A 17,154-nucleotide genomic window follows, 5' to 3' on the forward strand; every position below is an offset into this window, starting at 1 on the left:
CCGCCTCCCGTGGGCCTCAGGAGGACGGCCGGGCCGTCACAGGGACTCCAGCCGGTCGACGAGGGCGCGCAGGACTACGGCCGGGACGGTCGTGGCCGGGGCCGTCGCCTCGGGGTCGACCCAGGGCCAGAGCCGGGGGCCGACCAGTTCGGCGGCCCGGTCGCGGTCGGCCGGCAGGCGCAGGCCGTGGACCTCCGACAGCCGTACCGCGTACAGGCGCTGGAGGCGGGTGCGCAGCGGCCTGCAGTCGCCCTCGGGATCGGTGGCCTGGCCGACGGTCCAGCGCCAGTCGCCGAGCCCGGGTTCGTGCGCCTCCATCAGCCGGGGCCGGCGGCGCAGGACCGTCTCCAGGGCGCCCGCGCCGGCCACGTACCGGGCGGTGACGAGGGCGGCGGCGGTCAGCAGGACCGCACCGGCCCCGGCCCCGGTCAGGCCGCCGACCAGGGCGAGCAGCGGTTCGGCGAGGACGGCGGTCACGGTCAGCTCGATCAGGCTGTGCCGGACGGAACCGGGCGCGGCGAGGCCGTCGGCCGGGTCGGCGGGCGTCCGCGTCTTCGGGATCCTCATCGGCGGAGTCCTGTCGGTCCTGCCGGGCCTGTCGCGCCTGCGGGCGTCGGCGCGGGTGTGCCCTCGGGGTGTGCGGCGGCGAGCACCGCGGCGATGGCGTCCAGGGCCGCTCGGGCCCGGCGCACGTGGCCCTCGTCCATCGGGTGCGTCGAGTACCTGGCCTCCCGGTACAGCGCGGTGAGCGCGTGTGCCCGGCCGGGGTCGATGCTCCGGTGGGACAACGCGCGTTCCACCAGTTCCGTCGGGCTGTCCGAGTCGCGCCGGGTGACGCCGGCGGCGGCCAGCGAGCCTTCCATGGCGACGAAGCAGGCGATCACGGCCGCCCGCGCATCGTCTCCGGTCAGCGCGGTGCGGGCGGACACGACGGCCTCGGCGAGGACGTCCTCCGGGGACGGCGGCGGCGCTGCGGGCAGCAGTACCGGGGCCTCCCGACGGCGCAGGCGCAGGCGTTGACGCAGCAGCAGGACGATCACCGCGACGAGCGCGACGGCCACCGCGAACCCCAGCACCGCGAACAGGGCCGCGGGCAGGAGCATCAGCGCCCCGTCGTCCACGTGCTTCGCCGGCGGCCGCGTCGGTGTCGCGGCGGGGGTCGGCCACGGCAGCGGCCCTGGGGCCTCGAAGCCCTGGCGGCCGCCCGTACGGCTGTTGAGCACCAGCATCAGCGCCGGCACCCCGAGGGCGGCCAACGGCAGCAGCAGCATCGCCGCCTCCCGCAGCCGCTCGGCCCGTGGCGTCGGCCCGATGAGGCTCCGGACCTCCTCCCGGAACCGCACCGCGAACCGGCCGATGAGCACCGCCCAGCCGATCCCGAGCAGGACCACGAAGCCGACGACGCTCACCGGTCCGGCCGTGGCCGTGCCGAGCAGCCCGCCGTCGGGCCGCAGCGCCGCCGCGGCCGTCAGCAGGCCGACGGCGACCAGCAGCACGCCCGTCAGCCTGGTGTCCCCCCGGACCCGGCGGCTCCGCCGACGTCCGGTCAGCGGCGTTCCCCCGTCCATGCGCCCCCCGATTCCCCCGCAGCGAGCCCCGCGCCGCACATCGTACGAGGCCGCTCACCCGGCGCCCGCGCTCGGACGCCGTCAAGATCGTGTCAAGGGCGCGATCGCCGCGCACTGCCAGAACCCGGCAGTCTTCGGGCCCCTCCCGTATCCGGGATCGGGCACCCGCCGGGCCGCCGCACCGCCGTCACCCGGGTGCCGGGCCGTACTGGCGGCGGCGTCCGGCAGCACGCACCGTGGTGGGTGGGGCGACGACGAGCGGGACAACGACCGACAGGACGGTACTGATGAACGCGAACGACTCCGTTCCCCGCGTCGTGGTCGGCGTCGACGGCTCGCAGCCGTCGCGCGCCGCGCTGCGCTGGGCGGTCCGGCACGCCGAGCTGATCGGCGGGGTCGTCGACGCGGTGGGCGCGTGGGAACCGCCGAGCCACTTCGGCTGGTCCGCGCCCGTGGTCGACACCTCCTTCGACCGGGACCTCGCCGAGCGGCGGTTCCACGACGAACTGGACGAGGTGCTCGGCGTGGACGTGCCGGTGCAGATCCGGCGGACGATGGTGCTGGGCGATCCGGCCGACGTGCTCCTGGACGCGTCGCGCGGCGCCGAGGTGCTGGTCGTCGGCAGTCACGGCCACAGCGGGTTCACCAGGGCCCTGCTCGGCTCGGTGAGCACGCGCTGCGCGCAGCACGCCGGCTGTCCGGTGGTCATCGTCCGGCCGCAGTAGACCCGGCGTCGGCGTGGCCGTCGACGCGGGCGCCCGGGGTGACGGGCAGCGCTTCGATCCCCTCGTCCGCGAGGATCAGCGCGGCCGCCTCCGCCGAGCACCCGACGTACGTGGACACCGGGTCGTAGTCGCTGGTGACCACCCGGCTCCGGTCCTCCGGCCACCAGCACTCGGGCCCGGTGACCCCCTCGAGCCCCGCGTCGGGCCCGACCGCGGCCGCCACGCACGGCTGCGGGGAGTCCAGCGCGTCCGACGACGCACGCCGGACCAGCGGCGCCGGCTCGCCCCGGAGCAGGGCCGCCCGGCCGTGGGCGGGGAGGGCCGGTTGGTCCGTCCTGTCCTTCCCCCCGGCCCGGAGGCACGGCGCCCCCACCTGCACCCGTCTGCGTTGCAGGGCCCGGCGGCCAGGGCGACGCTGGACGTGGCGGACAGCCACCCGCCCCGCGGCCGAGACGAGGAGCCCCCAGATGAGCTTCATCCAGATCATCGAGTACAAGACGACCCGCATCGACGAGTTCAACGCCCTGCTCGACAGCTGGGTCGAGAAGAACGCGGGCAACCGCATCGCGTCCCGGGCCCTGCAGACGCGGGACCGCGACCAGGAGAACGTCTACCTGAACATCGTCGAATTCCCCTCCTACGAGAAGGCGATGGAGAACTCCGACCGCCCGGAGACGGCGGAGTTCGCCGCCCAGGCCGCGGCGCTGTGCGACGGACCGCCGGTGTTCCGCAACCTCGACCTGCTGAACGAACGGACCTTCCAGGACTGAGACCTCGCGGCGGGGGTACCCGCGAAGACCGGACGGAGCCCGGCCGACGTCAGGGAGGCGGTCCGTGGGAGTGAACGGTGGCGGACCGGCCCGGCGTCCCGAGCCGCTCGGCAGTCGTCGGCCCAAGGTGGCGCCGCCCCGGCGCCGGCCGTCTGCTTCCGGGGACGGGGTCCCCGCCGGGCTGCGGACCGCCGCGGGGTACGCGTGGCGGCTGGTCCTGCTGGGTTTGGCGGCCTACCTCGTCGTGATCGTCCTCGCCCAGCTCCAGGTGCCGATGGTCGCCGTGTTCGTGGCGCTCGTCATCACGTCCGTCCTGCGGCCGCTCGTCGACGTGATCGCGCGGGTGCTGCCGCGTTCCCTGGCGGTGCTGCTCGCCTTCGTGTGCGCCGTCGTGGTCATCGGCGGGGTCCTCGCGCTCGTCGGCACGACCGTCGCCGACGAGTGGGGCCGGCTGGGCACCGAACTTCGCGGCGGCCTCGGCCGGATCGACCACTGGCTGACCGGGGCGCCCTTCCACCTCAAGCCCGGCACCGTCACCGACCTCCGCGCGAAGATCGGCGAGTGGATCACCGCCCACCGCTCGGCCCTCGTCAACACCGCGCTCAGCGGCGCGAGCCGGGCCGTCGAGTTCCTCACCGGGTTCGTGCTGGCGGTGTTCTGCTCGGTGTTCTTCCTGCACTCCGGCGACCGGATGTGGTCCTGGGCGCAGCACCAACTCCCCGCCCGTGCCCGCCCGGTGTGGGAGCGGGCGGGGCGCGCGGCCTGGCACACCTTCGCCGGCTACACCCGCGGCGTGCTGATCGTCGCGGCGACCAACGCCGTCCTGGTGGGCATCGCGCTCGCCGTGCTGCGGGTGCCGCTGGTGCTGCCGCTGATGGTCCTGGAGTTCGTCGCGGCGCTCGTGCCGCTGATCGGCTCGCCTATCGCGCTGGCCATCGCCGCGCTGGTGGCCCTGGCGGCGCGCGGTCCGGTGGTCGCGCTGCTCGTGCTCGCGCTGATCGTCGTCATCGGGCAGATCGAGGGCCACCTGCTGCACCCGCTCGTGCTGAGCTGGTCGGTGCGGATCCACCCGGTGGTGGTGGCCCTGTCGGTGATCGGCGGCGCCGTCCTGGCGGGCGTGCTGGGCGCGGTGGTCGCGGTGCCGGTGGTGTCGGTCGCGTGGGCCGTGGTGAACGAACTGCGCCACCGGTCAGCGGCCGGACCGTCGCGGCCGGACGCCCCGCCGCCACGCGACCAGGCGCGCCACCGACAGGACGAACGTCGGCACCCACACCACGGAGAAGGCGGCCAGGACGTCGGGTGAGTTCGCGTCCGCGCTCACCAGGGCCAGGCCCGCCGACAGCGACAGCAGAACCGCCAGGACGGCGGCGGGCACGCGGACGAGCAGCCGGCCCGGCCCGCGCCGCGTCGTGCGCAGGGCGCGGTCGAGGCGGCCGTCCGCCCGAAGCTCGTCCTCCATCTCCGCCAGGATCCGCAGCTCCCGGTGGGAGAGCCCCTGCCCGTCCATCGCCGCCACCTCCGAGCACGTGCCGCCCCACCACACGGTTGCCCGTTCGCGGGGTCCCTGACACCGACCGGCTGGGACGGCACGTGCCAGGTCGGGGCGCACGCCGGGGACGCCCGAGCGCGGCAGCACCGGACGCCGACGCGCGCAAGCCGTCGAGCCGCTCAGCTCTGCCCGGGCCGGGTCGGGGCCCTCGGCGCGCCCCTGAACGCAATGGTGGTGCGCCCCCTGGGTGTGCCCGGCCACGGCCGCCCCATCGGGCGCACGGCGCATCCGAAGCCGGCGCGACCGCACCGGTGCGATCACGATCGGCCCGGCCACATCCGGGCGTCCGCCCGGTGTGCGTCCACGGCGCTCGGCACGACCGTCGGGACGGCCGGAGCCCCGCCCCGCACACGCTCAGGTGTGGGCGTCGATGAAGCCGGTCAGGTTGCGCACGTACTCCGCGGGATGGGTGACGTGCGGGATGTGTCCGGCCCCGACCAGCGTCCTCACCTCCGCCTGGGGCAGCACCCCGGCGAGCCGGGCGATGATCACCGGGAACCACGGCGGGCTCACCGTTCCCATGGTCAGCAGGGCCGGACCGCGGTAGCCGGACAGCCGGTCGAGGGCGAGCGACGACCAGCCGGGATCGTCCTGCTCGTCGAGGAACGTCGGGGCGTTCGTCAGGAAGGTCGCCCGGACCTCCTCCGGGAACCGCTCCCACGTCCCCGGGCCGAGGGCGACCTCCTCCACGAACTGGTACGCGCCTTCGAAGGTCTCGCCGGCGCGGAGATGCGCGAGGACCGAGTCGATCTTCTCCTGGGCGTCGCGCATCACCTGCTCGAGATCGCCCGCCGCGTCCGGCGCGACGACCCCCATCAGCGGCGGCTCGTGGGCGATCACGCTCCGGAACAGCTCGGGGCGCCGCGCGGCCAGGCCGAGCACCGTCGACGCCCCGAAGAAGTTCCCCGCGACGTGGGCGGGCGCGAGGCCGAGCCCCTCGACCAGGGCCGCGAGGTCGTCCTCGTCCTCCGTCCGGGAACCCTGCCCCGGCGGCCGTTCGCTGCGGCTGTGCCCGCGCCGGTCGTAGACCAGCACCCGGTACCGCTCCGCGAGGGCCGGCAGGACGGGGACCCAGTTGAAGTGGTCGCCCCAGGAGCCGTGGACCAGGACGAGCGGGTCGCCGTCCCCCGTCAGCTCGTAGGAGAGGTCGACGCCGTTGACCCTGGCCCTTGGCATGCGACGGCTCCTCACCCGCTCTGCTACGGAACGACGGTTTCCCGTCCATTCAGGCACCCCGGCACGCGGGCGGCAATACGGAGGCCATCGGAGCCCCGCGCCGAGGAACCGCGGCCACGCCCTCAGAGCCGGTGCCGCAGCCAGGAGTCCAGGGCCGCGAAGTCCACGCCGGTCAGCCCGCGGCGCGGGTCTTCCCGTGCAGGCCGTTTCTCCTGGTCTTCGAGGTCGTCCTGGTCGTCGAGGCCGGACCGCTCCGGCTCGACTCTCCGGCGCCCTCGCCTCCGGTGATCGTTCCCCGGGAGCCTTCATACCGCCGCAACACCTCGGCAACGATCATGGCGGATATTGATCAGGTCGATCGTTCGACCGACGCGGTGACACCCACACCCGGCCTGACCAGGGCGGGTCTGCCGTCCCGGCACCGCTCACCGCCGTCCGTCGTCCCCTTCACCGTCACCGCCTTTCTGGAGCCACCATGCGCCCGCGCCGGGTCCTCGTCGCCGCCCTCGCCGCCCTCGTCTCCCTCGTGCCCCTCACCGCGTGCGGCAGCAGCGCGTCATCCGGCGCCACGTCCGCCGACAACCCGTACCAGCTCGCCGAGCCGGGCACGCTCCACGTCGGCACGCTCTCGGACGCGCCGCCGAACGTCTACCTCAAGGACGGCACGTTCACCGGTTTCGACAACGACCTCTTCGCCGCCGTCGCCGCCAAGGCCGGCCTGAAGGCGCAGTTCGCATCGACCGACTTCTCGGCCCTGCTGTCGCAGGTCGCCAACCACAAGTTCGACGTGGGCAGTTCGTCCATCACCGTCACCGAAGCGCGCAAGAAGACGGTCGCGTTCACGAACGGCTACGACTTCGGCTACTTCGGGCTCGACGTGCCCGCGGGGTCGCCCCTCACGGGCTTCGACCAGCTGACGGGCAAGCGGGTCGTCGTCGTCCAGGGCACCGTCCAGGACGACTACGCCACCAAGCGCAATCTCAACCCGGTGCGTGTCCCGGACTACAACAGCGCACTCAACCAGCTGAAGACGGGCACCGCCGAGGCCTGGATCTCGCCCGCCGAGATCGGCGAGAAGAGCGCCGGCGACAGCGGCGGCAAGGTGGTGCTGGTCCAGAAGCAGCTCAGCCCCTCGCCGACCGCGTTCGCCGTCGCGCCGGACCGGCCGCAGTTGCTCGCCGCGCTGAACAAGGGCCTCGACGAGGTGATCGCGGACGGGACCTGGAAGCGCCTCCAGGACCAGTACTACCCGGGCCGTCCCGTGCCGGACGGCTTCCGGCCCGGCAGCGGTGGGGCCGGCCAGTCGACGGCGAGCGCGACCACCACGCCCTGACCTGCCGCCGTACCGAAACCCCCGACCCGACAGGAGACCGACGTGGACCAGCTGGGCACGCTGGCGCAGACGTTCTTCAACTGGGGATCGATGCGCGAGGCGATCTCCGACCTGCTCACCACCGGCATCCCCAACACGCTGATCCTCGCCGCCACTTCGGCCGCCGTCGGCACCGTTCTCGGCCTCCTGCTGGCCGTGGCCGGGATCTCCCGGACCCGCTGGCTGCGGTGGCCGGCCCGCGCCTACACCGACGTGTTCCGCGGCCTGCCCGCCGCGGTCAGCATCCTGCTGATCGGCGTGGGGCTGGCCCCGCAGGGACTTCAGATCTGGGGCCCCGACCCGTACCCGCTGGGGATCCTCGCGCTCTCGCTGATCGCCGCCGCCTACTTCGGCGAGATCTTCCGCTCGGGCATCCAGAGCGTGGAGGCGGGCCAGCTGGAGGCCGCCCGCGCGCTCGGCTTCGGGTACGCGGCCGCGATGCGGCTGATCATCGTCCCGCTCGGGATCAGGCGTGTCCTGCCCGCGTGGGTGAACCAGCTCATCGCGCTCATCAAGGACTCCAGCCTGATCTACTTCCTCGGGCTCACGACCGGTCAGCGGGACCTCTTCCGCATCGGCCAGGACGCCGCCGCGACCACGGGCAACGAGTCCGCGCTCGTCCTCGCCGGGCTGTTCTACCTGCTGCTCACCGTGCCGCTCACGCACGTGGTCAACGTGATCGACCGCCGTCTGCGCGACGGGCGCCGGGTCGTCGAGCCGACGGCCGAGGCACCCACGCCGGAACCACTGCCGAAGCGCACGCCCGAGGGAGCGACCCGTGCCTGACGAGCGACCCACCCCCACCTACTCGCCCGTCAGCCTGGCGACCCGCGACCTCCACCTGTCCCTCGGCGGCAACCCCGTCCTGCGCGGCGTCGACCTGGACGTCCCCCGGGGCCACACCCTCTGCGTGATCGGACCGTCCGGCTCCGGCAAGTCGACGCTCCTGCGCGCCGTCAACCGCCTGGTGGAACCCCACCGCGGCGACATCCTGCTCGACGGCGAGAGCGTACTGCACCGCGACGCCGACCAGCTGCGCCGCCAAGTCGGCATGGTGTTCCAGCAGTTCAACCTCTTCCCGCACCTGAGCGTCCTGCGCAACCTCACGCTCCCCCTGCGCAGGCTCAAGGGCCTCTCCCGCGAGGACGCGACCGAGGCCGCCCTCCGCCGGCTGGACCTGGTCGGGCTGCGCCACAAGGCCGACGTCCGTCCGGGCCGGCTCTCGGGCGGGCAGCAGCAGCGAGTCGCGATCGCCCGGGCCCTGGCGATGGATCCTCAGGTCATGCTCTTCGACGAGGCGACCTCCGCGCTGGACCCGGAACTCGTCAAGGGCGTCCTCGCGTTGATGGCCGACCTGGGCCGCGCCGGCATGACGATGGTCGTCGTCACGCACGAGATGGGGTTCGCCCGCGAGGTCGCCGACGGCGTCGTGTTCATGGACGGCGGCGTGGTGGTCGAGTCCGGCTCGCCCGAGGCCGTGTTCGGCGCTCCGAAGAGCCCGCGACTGAGGACGTTCCTCTCGGACGTACTGTGACGTGACATCGGCATCCCGCAATGGAGTCGAGTAGGCCTGACGACGTACCCCGGAGGACGCGCCATGCGCCGCCCCGCTGCCACCGCATCGACCGTCCTCCGCGCGGCACCCGGGGTCGTGGCCGGATGGGCGCGCGACCTCACGGCAGCCAGTGCACCAGGGAGACCTCGCGGATGGGGACGAGGACGTCGAAGGCCTCGGCCAGGGAGGCGACGGCCAGGTGCTCGGCGGCGTCGCGCTCCGGGGTGTAGACACCGCTGACGACGCGGGCCGCCGGCCAGCGCGGACGCGGCCGAGCCCTCGCCGCCGTTGACGTAGGCGTCGAGGGCCGTGGCGGCGCCCGCGTCGGCCTGGACGGCCAGCGCGCGGAAGCCGTGGTCCCGGACGAGCCGGCGGAACAGCCGGTCCCGCACCTCGAAGGTCTCGCGTGAGAAGCGCGTGGACTCCCCGATCCCGACCACGGTCGCACCGGCGGCGCCGCCGGCCAGGCGGTCTGCTGGGGGGTCGGTCGGGTCGTCGGTGACCGCGGTGTTCTCCGGCATGTCGTGCAGTCCGATACGTGGAGTTGGCTTGACGTCAAGCGCCCCGATCAGCGGGACCCGACCCAGCGGGGCGCCTGCCTCAGACGACCAGGACCCGGCGCCCGCGCGCGTGCCCCGCCCGGCTGTCCGCGTGCGCGGCGGCGGCCTCGGCGAGGGGGTACGCCTTGTCCACCGGGATGTGGAGCCGCCCCCGCGAGATGAGGTCGACGGCCGCGGCGAGCGCGTCCGGCACGCTCCCGGCCACGCCGGAGAACCGGACGCCGAACTCCGGCGCGGCGAGGTCGGCGATGGACACCACCTTCCGCGGATCCCCCGTCAGTTCGACGAGTTCGCGGATCACGCCGGAGCCGGCCAGGTCGAGCGCCGCGTCGACCGGGCCGAGCCGCCGCACCCGCTCGACCCAGCCCGGACCGTACGTCGTGGCGGCGGCGCCCAGGCCGCGCAGGTAGTCCTGGTTCGCGGCGCCGGCCGTGCCGACGACCGCGATGCCGCGCTCGCGGGCGATCTGCAGGACCGCCGATCCCACTCCCCCGGACGCGCCGCTGACCAGCAGGGTCTCCCCGGGTCGCACGCCGACCTCGCGGATGACGCGCAGCGCGGTCTCGACCACGGAGGGGTATCCGGCCGCCTCCTCGAACGTCAGCCCCTCGGGCATCCTGACCCAGGCCGACAGGACGGCGAACTCGGCGTAGGTGGCGGTCCCTTCGCCGAACACCCGGTCGCCGACCTCGACGTCTTCGACCCCCTCCCCGACCTCGTCCACCACACCGGCCGCGTCCAGCCCGACGCCGGACGGCAGCCGGGTCGGATGGGCTCCCAGCACCTGACCCTCGCGGATCCTCCAGTCGACGGGGTTCACACCGGCCGCCGTGAGCGCAAGAAGGCCGCGACCCGCCGGAAGATCGCCGACACCGCCCTGCGGCTCTTCCTCGAGCGCGGGTACGACGCCGTCGGCATCCGAGAGGTCGCCGCCGAGGCCGACGTCGCGGTCACCACGGTCTTCTCCCACTTCGCCTCGAAGGAGGCCCTGGTCTTCGAGCAGGACGAGGACTTCGAGCAGCGCCTCACGAAGGCGGTCACCGAGCGCTCGCCCGACGAGTCGCTCCTCCCGGCGCTGCGGCGCGAGATCCACGCCATGGTGCGGCACTGCACGGCGGACGGCGCAGCCCCGGTCTGGCGCATGATCGACGGGTCGCCCGCCCTGCGTGGGTACGAGGAGTCGATGAGGCTGCGTCATGCGGAGTCGCTGGCGACGGCCATCGCCGCCGCCTCGCAGCTCCGGCCCGGCCCGGCGCCGACCACGACGGCGTGCCGGGCGATCGCGAGGTTCGCGATCGACGCGTTCTCGCTGGCCCGCGAGGCGGCCGACCCGGAGGCCACGGTGGACGAGGTCTTCCGGATGATCGAGGCCGCCTGGGCCGCCCTCCCCACTGGCGCGGCCTGACCGCACGACCGCACGACCGCACAGGAAACCGTCAATCGGCCCGCCAGTGACGCCACTTCGGTCCAACCGGTTGACCAGAGGCCGCCCCGGGGCCGTCCTCCTCGGCACGACGGAAGCACTCATCAAGCGGGAGTCCGCTCCGGCACCGTCGGCGGATCGGACCGTCGACCACCTGGTCCAGGTCACGGCCGACCTGGCCGGCCCGGCCCAGTGGCCGGTTGTCCGCCGATAGCCGCAACGGGCTCAGACGGTTGCGCGGGGGCGGGTCCAGCGTTGGCAGCGGCGGCCTGCCGGGCGGGGTGGTTCGCCGATGGTGAGCAGGATCTCCAGCAGGTCGTCAGGGGCCTCGGACATGACGTCGTGCCCCGTCGGCAGCGTGTGGACGGTCCATCCGTCGTCTCGGCAGGGACCTCCGCGGAAGGGAGTGATCGGCGTCTCCGCGGATTCGGACAGGTGGATGTAGTCCCGCTGCCGCACCCGCTCCTGGGCTCCGGTGAGGCGGATCCGCTGGAGGTAGGCGGCCAGCGGGTGGGGCGCGATCCGGGGGTCGCCCAGGAGCACGGGCGGCGGGGTCAGCGTGGCGCCGTCCGTTCCGACGCCGGCGAGGAGCCGCCGCTGCCGCGGTTCCGGGCTCAGGCTCCAGGCGGAGTCCCCGTCGCCGGGCACGAAGGCGTCCAGGTAGACCAGGGTGTCGACCCGCTCCGGCAGGCGGTCGGCCGCGCCGGTGACGGGCATCCCGCCGTAGCCGTGACCGACCAGCACCGCGGCCTCGATCCGTTCCGCCTCCAGGAGCGACACGACGTCCTGGATGTGGGTGTCCAGGTTCACGACGGCGGTCGACAGGTGCCGCCGGGCACCGAGGCCGGTCAGTGTGAGCGCATGGACCTGATGGCCGTGCAGTCGCAGTTCACCGGCGAGCGGCTCGTACCACCAGCCGCCGCGGAACGCACCGGGGACGAGAACGAACGTGGTCATGGGCGGATCCCTCCGAGGGTGGAGCGGCGTCCCAGGGCTGGGCCGGACCACGGTCCGAAGAGGGCCGTCGATCTCTGCGCCGTCCGTGGAACGCTAGGTCCGGCCGCCACGTGGGGCGACTGGCTCGGGGCGCCAAGAGGGGGACACCTCGCGCCACGGTGGCCGGCGGGACGCCTCCGGGCGGTCAGCCGCCGTCGCCGCTCGTCGCAGGCAGGGCTGCGGACTTCCGGTAGGCGTCCGGGGTGTGACCGGTCCAGCGCTGGAAGGCCCTGCGCAGCGCCCGCGGATCGGCGTAGCCGAGGCGGGCTGCGATCGACTGGACGGGGAGCCGGGTGTCGCGGAGCAGGTAGGCGGCCCGTTCGTGGCGGACCGCGTCGATCTCCTCGCGCCACGTCGTGCCGTGGTCGCCGAGCCGGCGCTGCAGGGTCCGGGGGCTCACCGCGAGTCGGCAGGCGACGCGTTCCAGCGATAGCACGTCGTCGGCCAGGGCGTCGGCGAGGGCGGCGCGGAACGTGGTGCGCCAGTCCGCCACCGGTCTGGCCGAGGCCAGGCCCGTCTCGACGTAGCGCCGCATGATGCGGGCCAGCTCCGGGTCCGCGGACGGGGTCTCCTGCCCGGCGTCCAGGAGGACGATCGAGTTGGTGGGCTGGTCGAAGTCGATGCGGGCGGTGCCGAAGGCGTCGACCAGGCCACCGTGCCGGGGCGGCGCCGGGTGGGCGAACGCCACCCTGACCGGTCCCGCCGCGCCGCCGCCGGCCTCGCGCATCCGCTGCAGGAACGTGGCCAGGGCGAAGACGCTGATCTCGCGGTCGATCCCGTCCCGGTACGGCAGTCCGTTGTAGTTCAGGGTGAGGTGCCGGCCGTCCTCCACCACGTCGAGCGAGACCGCGGGATCGGTCAGCGCGCTGATCCACCGGGCCCCCTCCCGCAGGCCCTCGGCCAGCGTGGGGGCGCTCGTGACCAGGTAGTCCCAGGCGTGCAGGCTGCCCAGGGGGACGTTCCCGGCGACCAGGAGGCCGACCCCCTCGCCGCCCTGAACGAAGATCAGCTCCCAGATCCGGTTGATCGCGGCGGTGGGGACCCGCGCCAGGTCGTCGGTGAGAGCGCCCGGTTCCAGCCCGGTGGCCAGCGCGATCTCCTGCGGGGCTATCCCGAGTCGGAGCGCGCTGTTGCGGACGAGCCGCACCAGGTGAGCGGGAACCGTGTCTCTGTGCACGGGGCGCGAGTCTAATAGAACGCCAGTTGGCAAGGCCGCCGGGCCCATCGGGCGGGATCGGTCCCCCTCCTGGCACGTACGGTCCCCCCTGGCACCGATGGTCCCCCTCGTGGCACGTCCGGACTCCCGCCGGCTCTCGGTACCGCGCCTACGGTCGTCACCGGGAACCGACCGGCTCCCCTCCGCCCCCGAGGAAGGACCGCAGCATGACCGACCTGAAGATCCTCGCCATCTCCGGCAGCCTGCGCGCGAAGTCGCACAACACCGCGCTGCTGCACGCCGCCCGGAAGCTCGGCCCGGCCGGCCTGGACATCGACGTCTACGACCGCCTGCGGGAGATCCCGCCCTACGACTTCGACCAGGACAGCCCCGGGGCCCGGCCCACCGTCGTGCAGGAGCTGCGCGACCGCATCACCGCGGCCGACGGACTCCTCATCGCCACACCGGAGTTCAACTACTCCGTCCCCGGCGTCCTGAAGAACGCGATCGACTGGGTCAGCACCGACTGGAGCAAGTCCGAGGGCCTGCCGCTCCAGCGGAAGCCGACGGCGATCCTGGGCGCCGCACCGACCAACTTCGGTTCGGTCCGGGCCCAGCTCGCGCTGCGGCAGGTGTTCGTGTGGACGCACACCGACGTCGTGGTCAAGCCCGAGGTCATCGTCTTCCGCTCGCACGAACGGTTCGACGAGGCGGGCAACCTCGTCGACGAGGGCACCGTCGCGCTGCTCCAGGACCTCCTCGGCGCACTCCAGCGCAAGATCACCGGCACCGAGGCCCTGGGCCGACCGATGGGGTAGCCGGCGCCGAAGGCAACCGGGCACCCCTGCAGGGAGCCTTGCCGCCCGGCCGCCCGGGGCGAGCACACAGGATCCTCCACAATCAGACAGAATCGAACGACCTCCTGCATCGGGGTGCCGCCCCTTTCCTGCTCATGGACGAGACATCGGGCCAAAGTCACAAAACACCATGCAGTTGTTGTTCGTAATTGTTGACTCTCGCTCAACCTGGCCTCATATTGGCCGTGTTCACGCAAGGGCCTCCCACCCCACACCCCGGCCGACGGACAGCGGACGGCCGGGTCGCCCCCAAGGAGTTTCAATGACCGAGTCAAGCCGTCTGCGCGGCCGGCTGGGCGGGGGTGAACTCTCGTCCGTCGCGCAGGAGGGCCCACAGGGCGTTGACCCGGTGGCGGGCCAGGGCGATGAGGGCTTGGACGTGTCCGCAGCCCTCGGTGCGCTTCTTGAGGTAGGAGTACCGGTTGGGGCCGTCCTTGATGATGCTGGTCTGCGCGGACATGGAGAACACCCTGCGCAGGCGGCGGCTGTAGCGTTTGGGCCGGTGCAGGTTGCCGGTGCGGCGTGGTGGCCCTTGCCCGCGTCGATCCCCACCCAGGTCCGGGCCCGCCGCTCGGTCATCCCACACTCCCCACGCCGAATCAGCACACGTCGGCCCGAGGAACACCCCGCCGTCAGCTCCGTAGACAGCGACCGGGACGCAGATCTCAATCAGCGGTCAGGGCGCCCCGGAGAGCCGGACGGCCACGCCTTGGGAGCCATCAAAGGCAAGCCAGCATCAGCCACATCCGGCCCTCCGGGCCGCCTCACACCTTACGGAGCCGGCATGTCCCGGGCACCAGTGCGCCGCCCCGCGCTCGCCACAGTCCTGAGCCTTCTGCTCGGCGTCGTCACCGCCCTGGCCGCACCGCCTCCGGCCGAGGCCGCCCCCGCCCCCGCCCCCGCCACGGCGATCACCGTCGACGGCACCAAGCCCGGCCCGGCCTTCGACGGCGTCGGTGCCATCAGCGGCGGCGGGGGCAACTCCCGTCTCCTCGCCGACTACCCCGAACCGCAGCGCGGCCAGCTCCTCGACTACCTCTTCAAGCCCGGCTACGGCGCCTCGCTCCAGTTGCTCAAGCTCGAGATCGGTGGGGACACCAACTCCACCGACGGCGCCGAACCCAGCCACATGCACACCGCAGGCACCGTCGACTGCGACCAGGGCTACGAGTGGTGGCTCGCCGAACAGGCCAAGGCCCGCAACCCCGGCATCAGGATCGCCGCCCTGTCCTGGGGCGCACCCGGGTGGATCGGCGGCGGCACCTTCTGGTCGCAGGACACCGTCGGCTACCTGATGTCCTGGCTCGGCTGCGCCGCGCAGCACCACCTCACCGTCGACTACCTCGGTGGCTGGAACGAGCGCGGCTACGACAAGGGATGGTACGAGAGCCTCAAGAGCGCGCTCACCGCGCACGGCTACGCGACCAAGGTCGTCGCCGCCGACAGCGACTGGTCCGTGGCGGACGCCATGGCCACCGACCCGGCGTTCAGGGACGCCGTCGACATCGTCGGCACCCACTACCCCTGCGGCTACCTCGGCGACTACGCCACCTGTTCCAGCACGCCGTCAGCGAAGGCACTCGGCAAGCCGCTCTGGGCCAGCGAGAACGGCTCCGAGGACACCGACACCGGCGCGCCCGCCGTGGCCCGCGCGATCAACCGCGACTACCTCGACGGCGGGATGACCGCCTTCTTCAACTGGCCCGTCATCGCCGCGCTCTATCCGAACCTGTACTTCGCCACCGCCGGCATGTCGGTCGCGAACCAGCCCTGGTCCGGCAACTACGGCATCGGCCGGACGACCTGGGTCACCGCGCACACCACCCAGTTCGCCCAGCCGGGCTGGCACTACGTCGACGCGGCGAGCGGCTACCTCGCCGGGAAGCGGACCAACGGCAGCTACGTCACCCTGAAGGCACCGGACGACTCGGCCTACAGCACGGTCATCGAGACCGTGGACGCCACCGCCGCCCAGACCGCGTCCTTCACCGTCGCCGGCGGCCTGCCCACCGGACAGGTGCACGTGTGGGCCACCGACCTCCGGTCGGCCTCCCCGGCCGACTGGTTCGTCCACCAGCAGGACGTCACACCCTCCGGCGGCTCGTACACCCTGACCCTCCAGCCCGGCCGCGTCTACACCGTCACGACCACCACCGGCCAGGGCAAGGGCACGGCCACCCCGCCCGCGCGCGCCGCGCTCCCGCTGCCCTACGCCGACGGCTTCGAGACGCCCGCCACGACCACCTCGCCCCGGTACTTCACCGACATGAACGGCGCCTTCCAGACCGTCCCCTGCGGCAGCGGCCGGGCCGGCACGTGCCTGCGCCAGATGGCCGCGACGACCCCGATCCGCTGGACCGACGAGTCGTACAACGCGCCGTACACGATCATGGGCGACGGCGGCTGGGGCAACTACACCGTCAGCGCGGACACGCTGTTCGAGCAGAGCGGCACCGTGGAACTGCTCGGCCGCGTCAACCAGCAGGGCCGCAACAACAACGGCCTCAACGCCTACCACCTGCGCGTCAGCGACGGCGGGGCGTGGTCCATCGACCGCAGCGACACCACGTGGACCTGGACCACCCTGGCCGGCGGCACCACCACCGCGCTCGGCACCGGCCGCTGGCACACCGTCAGCCTCACCCTCCAGGACTCGACCCTCACGGCGGCCGTCGACGGCACCACCCTGGGCAGCGCCACCGACACCGCCTACACCAACGGACAGGCCGGCCTCGGCGTGACCGGCTACCAGACCGAGCAGTTCGACAACTTCTCCCTCACTCCCGGCACGCCGTCCGCGCACACCGGCCCGATCGCCTCCGCCCTGCCCGGCAGGTGCGTCGACGACGCCGGCGACGCGACCGCCAACGGCACCAGGGTCCAGCTGTGGACCTGCAACGGCGGCGGCTCACAGATCTGGACCTTCGCCAACGGCACCCTCACCCACGGCGGCAAGTGCCTCGACGTCACCGGCCAGGGCGTCGTCAACGGCACGCCCGTCGAGCTGTGGGACTGCAACGCCGGCGCCAACCAGCAGTGGACACCCCGACCGGACGGCACCCTGACGAGCACCCAGTCCGGCCGCTGCCTCGACGACCCCGCCTTCGCCACCTCCGACGGCACCCGGCTTGAGATCTGGGACTGCAACGCCGGGGACAACCAGCGCTGGACCCTGCCGTAGCCGACGCCGGGCGGCCCAGCCGTCCGTACGTGCCGTCGGCCTGGTGCTCGGCGTCGGTGCGCGGGTAGAGCGGCGGCGCGCAGCACGCCCAGGTGGCGGGCGTCGTCGAGTGTGCCGACGTGCGGGAGGCCGGCCGTGGCCCCCCCCCCCCCGCGCCCCGCCCCCCCGCCCCCCTGAGCCGGCCGCCGGGCGCCCCCCGCTCGAGAACCCCCCCCCCCCCCCCCGGCCCGCGCGCCCCCGGCCCCCCCCCCCCCGGCCCCCGGGGG

17 protein-coding genes and 2 pseudogenes are annotated in these 17,154 nt (G+C 73.6%); 10 read left to right on the forward strand and 9 right to left on the reverse strand.

Annotated elements, in window-relative coordinates:
• Nucleotides 1–36: 36 nt before the first annotated feature.
• Nucleotides 37–567 (reverse strand): hypothetical protein, encoded by a 531-nt coding sequence (locus PUR71_RS11405; RefSeq protein ID WP_329926685.1) that lies wholly within the window; start codon nt 565–567, stop codon nt 37–39.
• Nucleotides 564–1,568, reverse strand: coding sequence for a DUF4129 domain-containing protein (locus tag PUR71_RS11410; RefSeq protein WP_329926687.1), 1,005 nt, complete (start codon nt 1,566–1,568; stop codon nt 564–566). The genes PUR71_RS11405 and PUR71_RS11410 overlap by 4 nt, the downstream gene beginning before the upstream one ends.
• A 287-nt stretch (nt 1,569–1,855) precedes the next feature.
• Here PUR71_RS11410 and PUR71_RS11415 point away from each other — a divergent pair, with 287 nt between their 5' ends.
• On the forward strand, nt 1,856–2,293 hold the full coding sequence (locus PUR71_RS11415; RefSeq protein WP_329926689.1) for a universal stress protein: 438 nt from the start codon (nt 1,856–1,858) through the stop codon (nt 2,291–2,293).
• Here PUR71_RS11415 and PUR71_RS11420 read toward each other — a convergent pair.
• A complete protein-coding gene (locus PUR71_RS11420) occupies nt 2,274–2,771 on the reverse strand; it encodes a hypothetical protein (RefSeq protein WP_329926691.1) in 498 nt (165 codons plus the stop codon). The genes PUR71_RS11415 and PUR71_RS11420 overlap by 20 nt on opposite strands.
• Between PUR71_RS11420 and PUR71_RS11425 the strand changes: the two genes are divergently transcribed.
• Together PUR71_RS11425 and PUR71_RS11430 are read left to right on the forward strand one after the other, a co-directional pair.
• Nucleotides 2,761–3,063 carry a hypothetical protein gene (locus tag PUR71_RS11425; protein WP_329926693.1) on the forward strand — a complete coding sequence of 101 codons (303 nt, stop codon included), beginning with the start codon at nt 2,761–2,763 and terminating at the stop codon, nt 3,061–3,063. The two genes, PUR71_RS11420 and PUR71_RS11425, sit on opposite strands and share 11 nt — an antisense overlap.
• Before the next feature lie 64 nt (nt 3,064–3,127).
• Complete coding sequence (locus tag PUR71_RS11430) at nt 3,128–4,366, forward strand: AI-2E family transporter (protein WP_329926695.1); 1,239 nt, start codon at nt 3,128–3,130, stop codon at nt 4,364–4,366.
• On the opposite strand, the gene PUR71_RS11435 is transcribed toward PUR71_RS11430, so the two are convergent.
• Both PUR71_RS11435 and PUR71_RS11440 read right to left on the reverse strand, forming a co-directional pair.
• Nucleotides 4,253–4,570, reverse strand: a complete 318-nt coding sequence (locus PUR71_RS11435) for a DUF3040 domain-containing protein (protein WP_329926697.1) — start codon at nt 4,568–4,570, stop codon at nt 4,253–4,255. The two genes, PUR71_RS11430 and PUR71_RS11435, sit on opposite strands and share 114 nt — an antisense overlap.
• Before the next feature lie 396 nt (nt 4,571–4,966).
• Entirely contained in the window at nt 4,967–5,788 is an 822-nt protein-coding gene (locus PUR71_RS11440) for an alpha/beta fold hydrolase (protein ID WP_329926699.1), read from the reverse strand.
• Between the two features lie 475 nt (nt 5,789–6,263).
• Between PUR71_RS11440 and PUR71_RS11445 the strand changes: the two genes are divergently transcribed.
• Genes PUR71_RS11445 through PUR71_RS11455 form a run of 3 tightly spaced genes read left to right on the forward strand, consistent with a single transcriptional unit; the run spans nt 6,264 to nt 8,694 of the window.
• A complete protein-coding gene (locus PUR71_RS11445; protein WP_329926701.1) occupies nt 6,264–7,121 on the forward strand; it encodes an ABC transporter substrate-binding protein in 858 nt (285 codons plus the stop codon).
• A gap of 42 nt (nt 7,122–7,163) precedes the next feature.
• The gene (locus PUR71_RS11450; protein ID WP_329926703.1) at nt 7,164–7,946 is read left to right on the forward strand and encodes an amino acid ABC transporter permease; all 783 of its coding nucleotides are present in this window, start codon (nt 7,164–7,166) and stop codon (nt 7,944–7,946) included.
• The gene (locus PUR71_RS11455; RefSeq protein ID WP_329926705.1) at nt 7,939–8,694 is read left to right on the forward strand and encodes an amino acid ABC transporter ATP-binding protein; all 756 of its coding nucleotides are present in this window, start codon (nt 7,939–7,941) and stop codon (nt 8,692–8,694) included. Before PUR71_RS11450 ends, PUR71_RS11455 begins: the two co-directional genes overlap by 8 nt.
• 621 nt (nt 8,695–9,315) lie before the next feature.
• Here PUR71_RS11455 and PUR71_RS11460 read toward each other — a convergent pair.
• A pseudogene (locus tag PUR71_RS11460) lies at nt 9,316–10,113 on the reverse strand (NADP-dependent oxidoreductase); the annotation flags it as partial.
• Here PUR71_RS11460 and PUR71_RS11465 point away from each other — a divergent pair.
• Nucleotides 10,045–10,680, forward strand: coding sequence for a TetR/AcrR family transcriptional regulator (locus PUR71_RS11465; protein WP_329926706.1), 636 nt, complete (start codon nt 10,045–10,047; stop codon nt 10,678–10,680). The pseudogene PUR71_RS11460 and the gene PUR71_RS11465 overlap by 69 nt on opposite strands.
• Before the next feature lie 70 nt (nt 10,681–10,750).
• Nucleotides 10,751–10,912, forward strand: coding sequence for a hypothetical protein (locus PUR71_RS11470; protein ID WP_329926708.1), 162 nt, complete (start codon nt 10,751–10,753; stop codon nt 10,910–10,912).
• 11 nt (nt 10,913–10,923) lie between these two features.
• Here the strand turns inward: PUR71_RS11470 and PUR71_RS11475 are convergent, their stop codons facing one another.
• Both PUR71_RS11475 and PUR71_RS11480 read right to left on the reverse strand, forming a co-directional pair.
• Nucleotides 10,924–11,655: an alpha/beta fold hydrolase gene (locus PUR71_RS11475; RefSeq protein WP_329926709.1), complete on the reverse strand. Its 732-nt coding sequence runs from the start codon at nt 11,653–11,655 to the stop codon at nt 10,924–10,926.
• A gap of 184 nt (nt 11,656–11,839) precedes the next feature.
• A complete protein-coding gene (locus PUR71_RS11480) occupies nt 11,840–12,871 on the reverse strand; it encodes an AraC family transcriptional regulator ligand-binding domain-containing protein (protein WP_329926710.1) in 1,032 nt (343 codons plus the stop codon).
• Between the two features lie 206 nt (nt 12,872–13,077).
• Between PUR71_RS11480 and PUR71_RS11485 the strand changes: the two genes are divergently transcribed.
• Entirely contained in the window at nt 13,078–13,668 is a 591-nt protein-coding gene (locus PUR71_RS11485; protein ID WP_329926713.1) for an NADPH-dependent FMN reductase, read from the forward strand.
• Nucleotides 13,669–13,978: 310 nt separating this feature from the next.
• Here the strand turns inward: PUR71_RS11485 and PUR71_RS11490 are convergent.
• Nucleotides 13,979–14,230 (reverse strand): annotated as a pseudogene (locus tag PUR71_RS11490) (IS110 family transposase); the annotation flags it as partial.
• A gap of 261 nt (nt 14,231–14,491) precedes the next feature.
• On the opposite strand from PUR71_RS11490, the gene PUR71_RS11495 reads away from it, so the two are divergent.
• Entirely contained in the window at nt 14,492–16,888 is a 2,397-nt protein-coding gene (locus PUR71_RS11495; protein WP_329926715.1) for a ricin-type beta-trefoil lectin domain protein, read from the forward strand.
• The last annotated feature ends 266 nt before the right edge of the window (nt 16,889–17,154 follow it).

This window comes from Streptomyces sp. SP17BM10 (assembly GCF_036322405.1).
GTDB lineage: Bacteria > Actinomycetota > Actinomycetes > Streptomycetales > Streptomycetaceae > Kitasatospora.

Excerpts from the sequence above, each read along its gene's own strand:
- PUR71_RS11415 (WP_329926689.1), top strand. The coding sequence starts at position 1,856 with ATGAACGCGAACGACTCCGTTCCCCGCGTCGTGGTCGGCGTCGACGGC.
- PUR71_RS11435 (WP_329926697.1), bottom strand. The coding sequence starts at position 4,570 with ATGGACGGGCAGGGGCTCTCCCACCGGGAGCTGCGGATCCTGGCGGAG.
- PUR71_RS11420 (WP_329926691.1), bottom strand. The coding sequence starts at position 2,771 with ATGAAGCTCATCTGGGGGCTCCTCGTCTCGGCCGCGGGGCGGGTGGCT.
- PUR71_RS11425 (WP_329926693.1), top strand. The coding sequence starts at position 2,761 with ATGAGCTTCATCCAGATCATCGAGTACAAGACGACCCGCATCGACGAG.
- PUR71_RS11405 (WP_329926685.1), bottom strand. The coding sequence starts at position 567 with ATGAGGATCCCGAAGACGCGGACGCCCGCCGACCCGGCCGACGGCCTC.
- PUR71_RS11440 (WP_329926699.1), bottom strand. The coding sequence starts at position 5,788 with ATGCCAAGGGCCAGGGTCAACGGCGTCGACCTCTCCTACGAGCTGACG.
- PUR71_RS11410 (WP_329926687.1), bottom strand. The coding sequence starts at position 1,568 with ATGGACGGGGGAACGCCGCTGACCGGACGTCGGCGGAGCCGCCGGGTC.
- PUR71_RS11495 (WP_329926715.1), top strand. The coding sequence starts at position 14,492 with ATGTCCCGGGCACCAGTGCGCCGCCCCGCGCTCGCCACAGTCCTGAGC.
- PUR71_RS11465 (WP_329926706.1), top strand. The coding sequence starts at position 10,045 with ATGGGCTCCCAGCACCTGACCCTCGCGGATCCTCCAGTCGACGGGGTT.
- PUR71_RS11485 (WP_329926713.1), top strand. The coding sequence starts at position 13,078 with ATGACCGACCTGAAGATCCTCGCCATCTCCGGCAGCCTGCGCGCGAAG.
- PUR71_RS11475 (WP_329926709.1), bottom strand. The coding sequence starts at position 11,655 with ATGACCACGTTCGTTCTCGTCCCCGGTGCGTTCCGCGGCGGCTGGTGG.
- PUR71_RS11445 (WP_329926701.1), top strand. The coding sequence starts at position 6,264 with ATGCGCCCGCGCCGGGTCCTCGTCGCCGCCCTCGCCGCCCTCGTCTCC.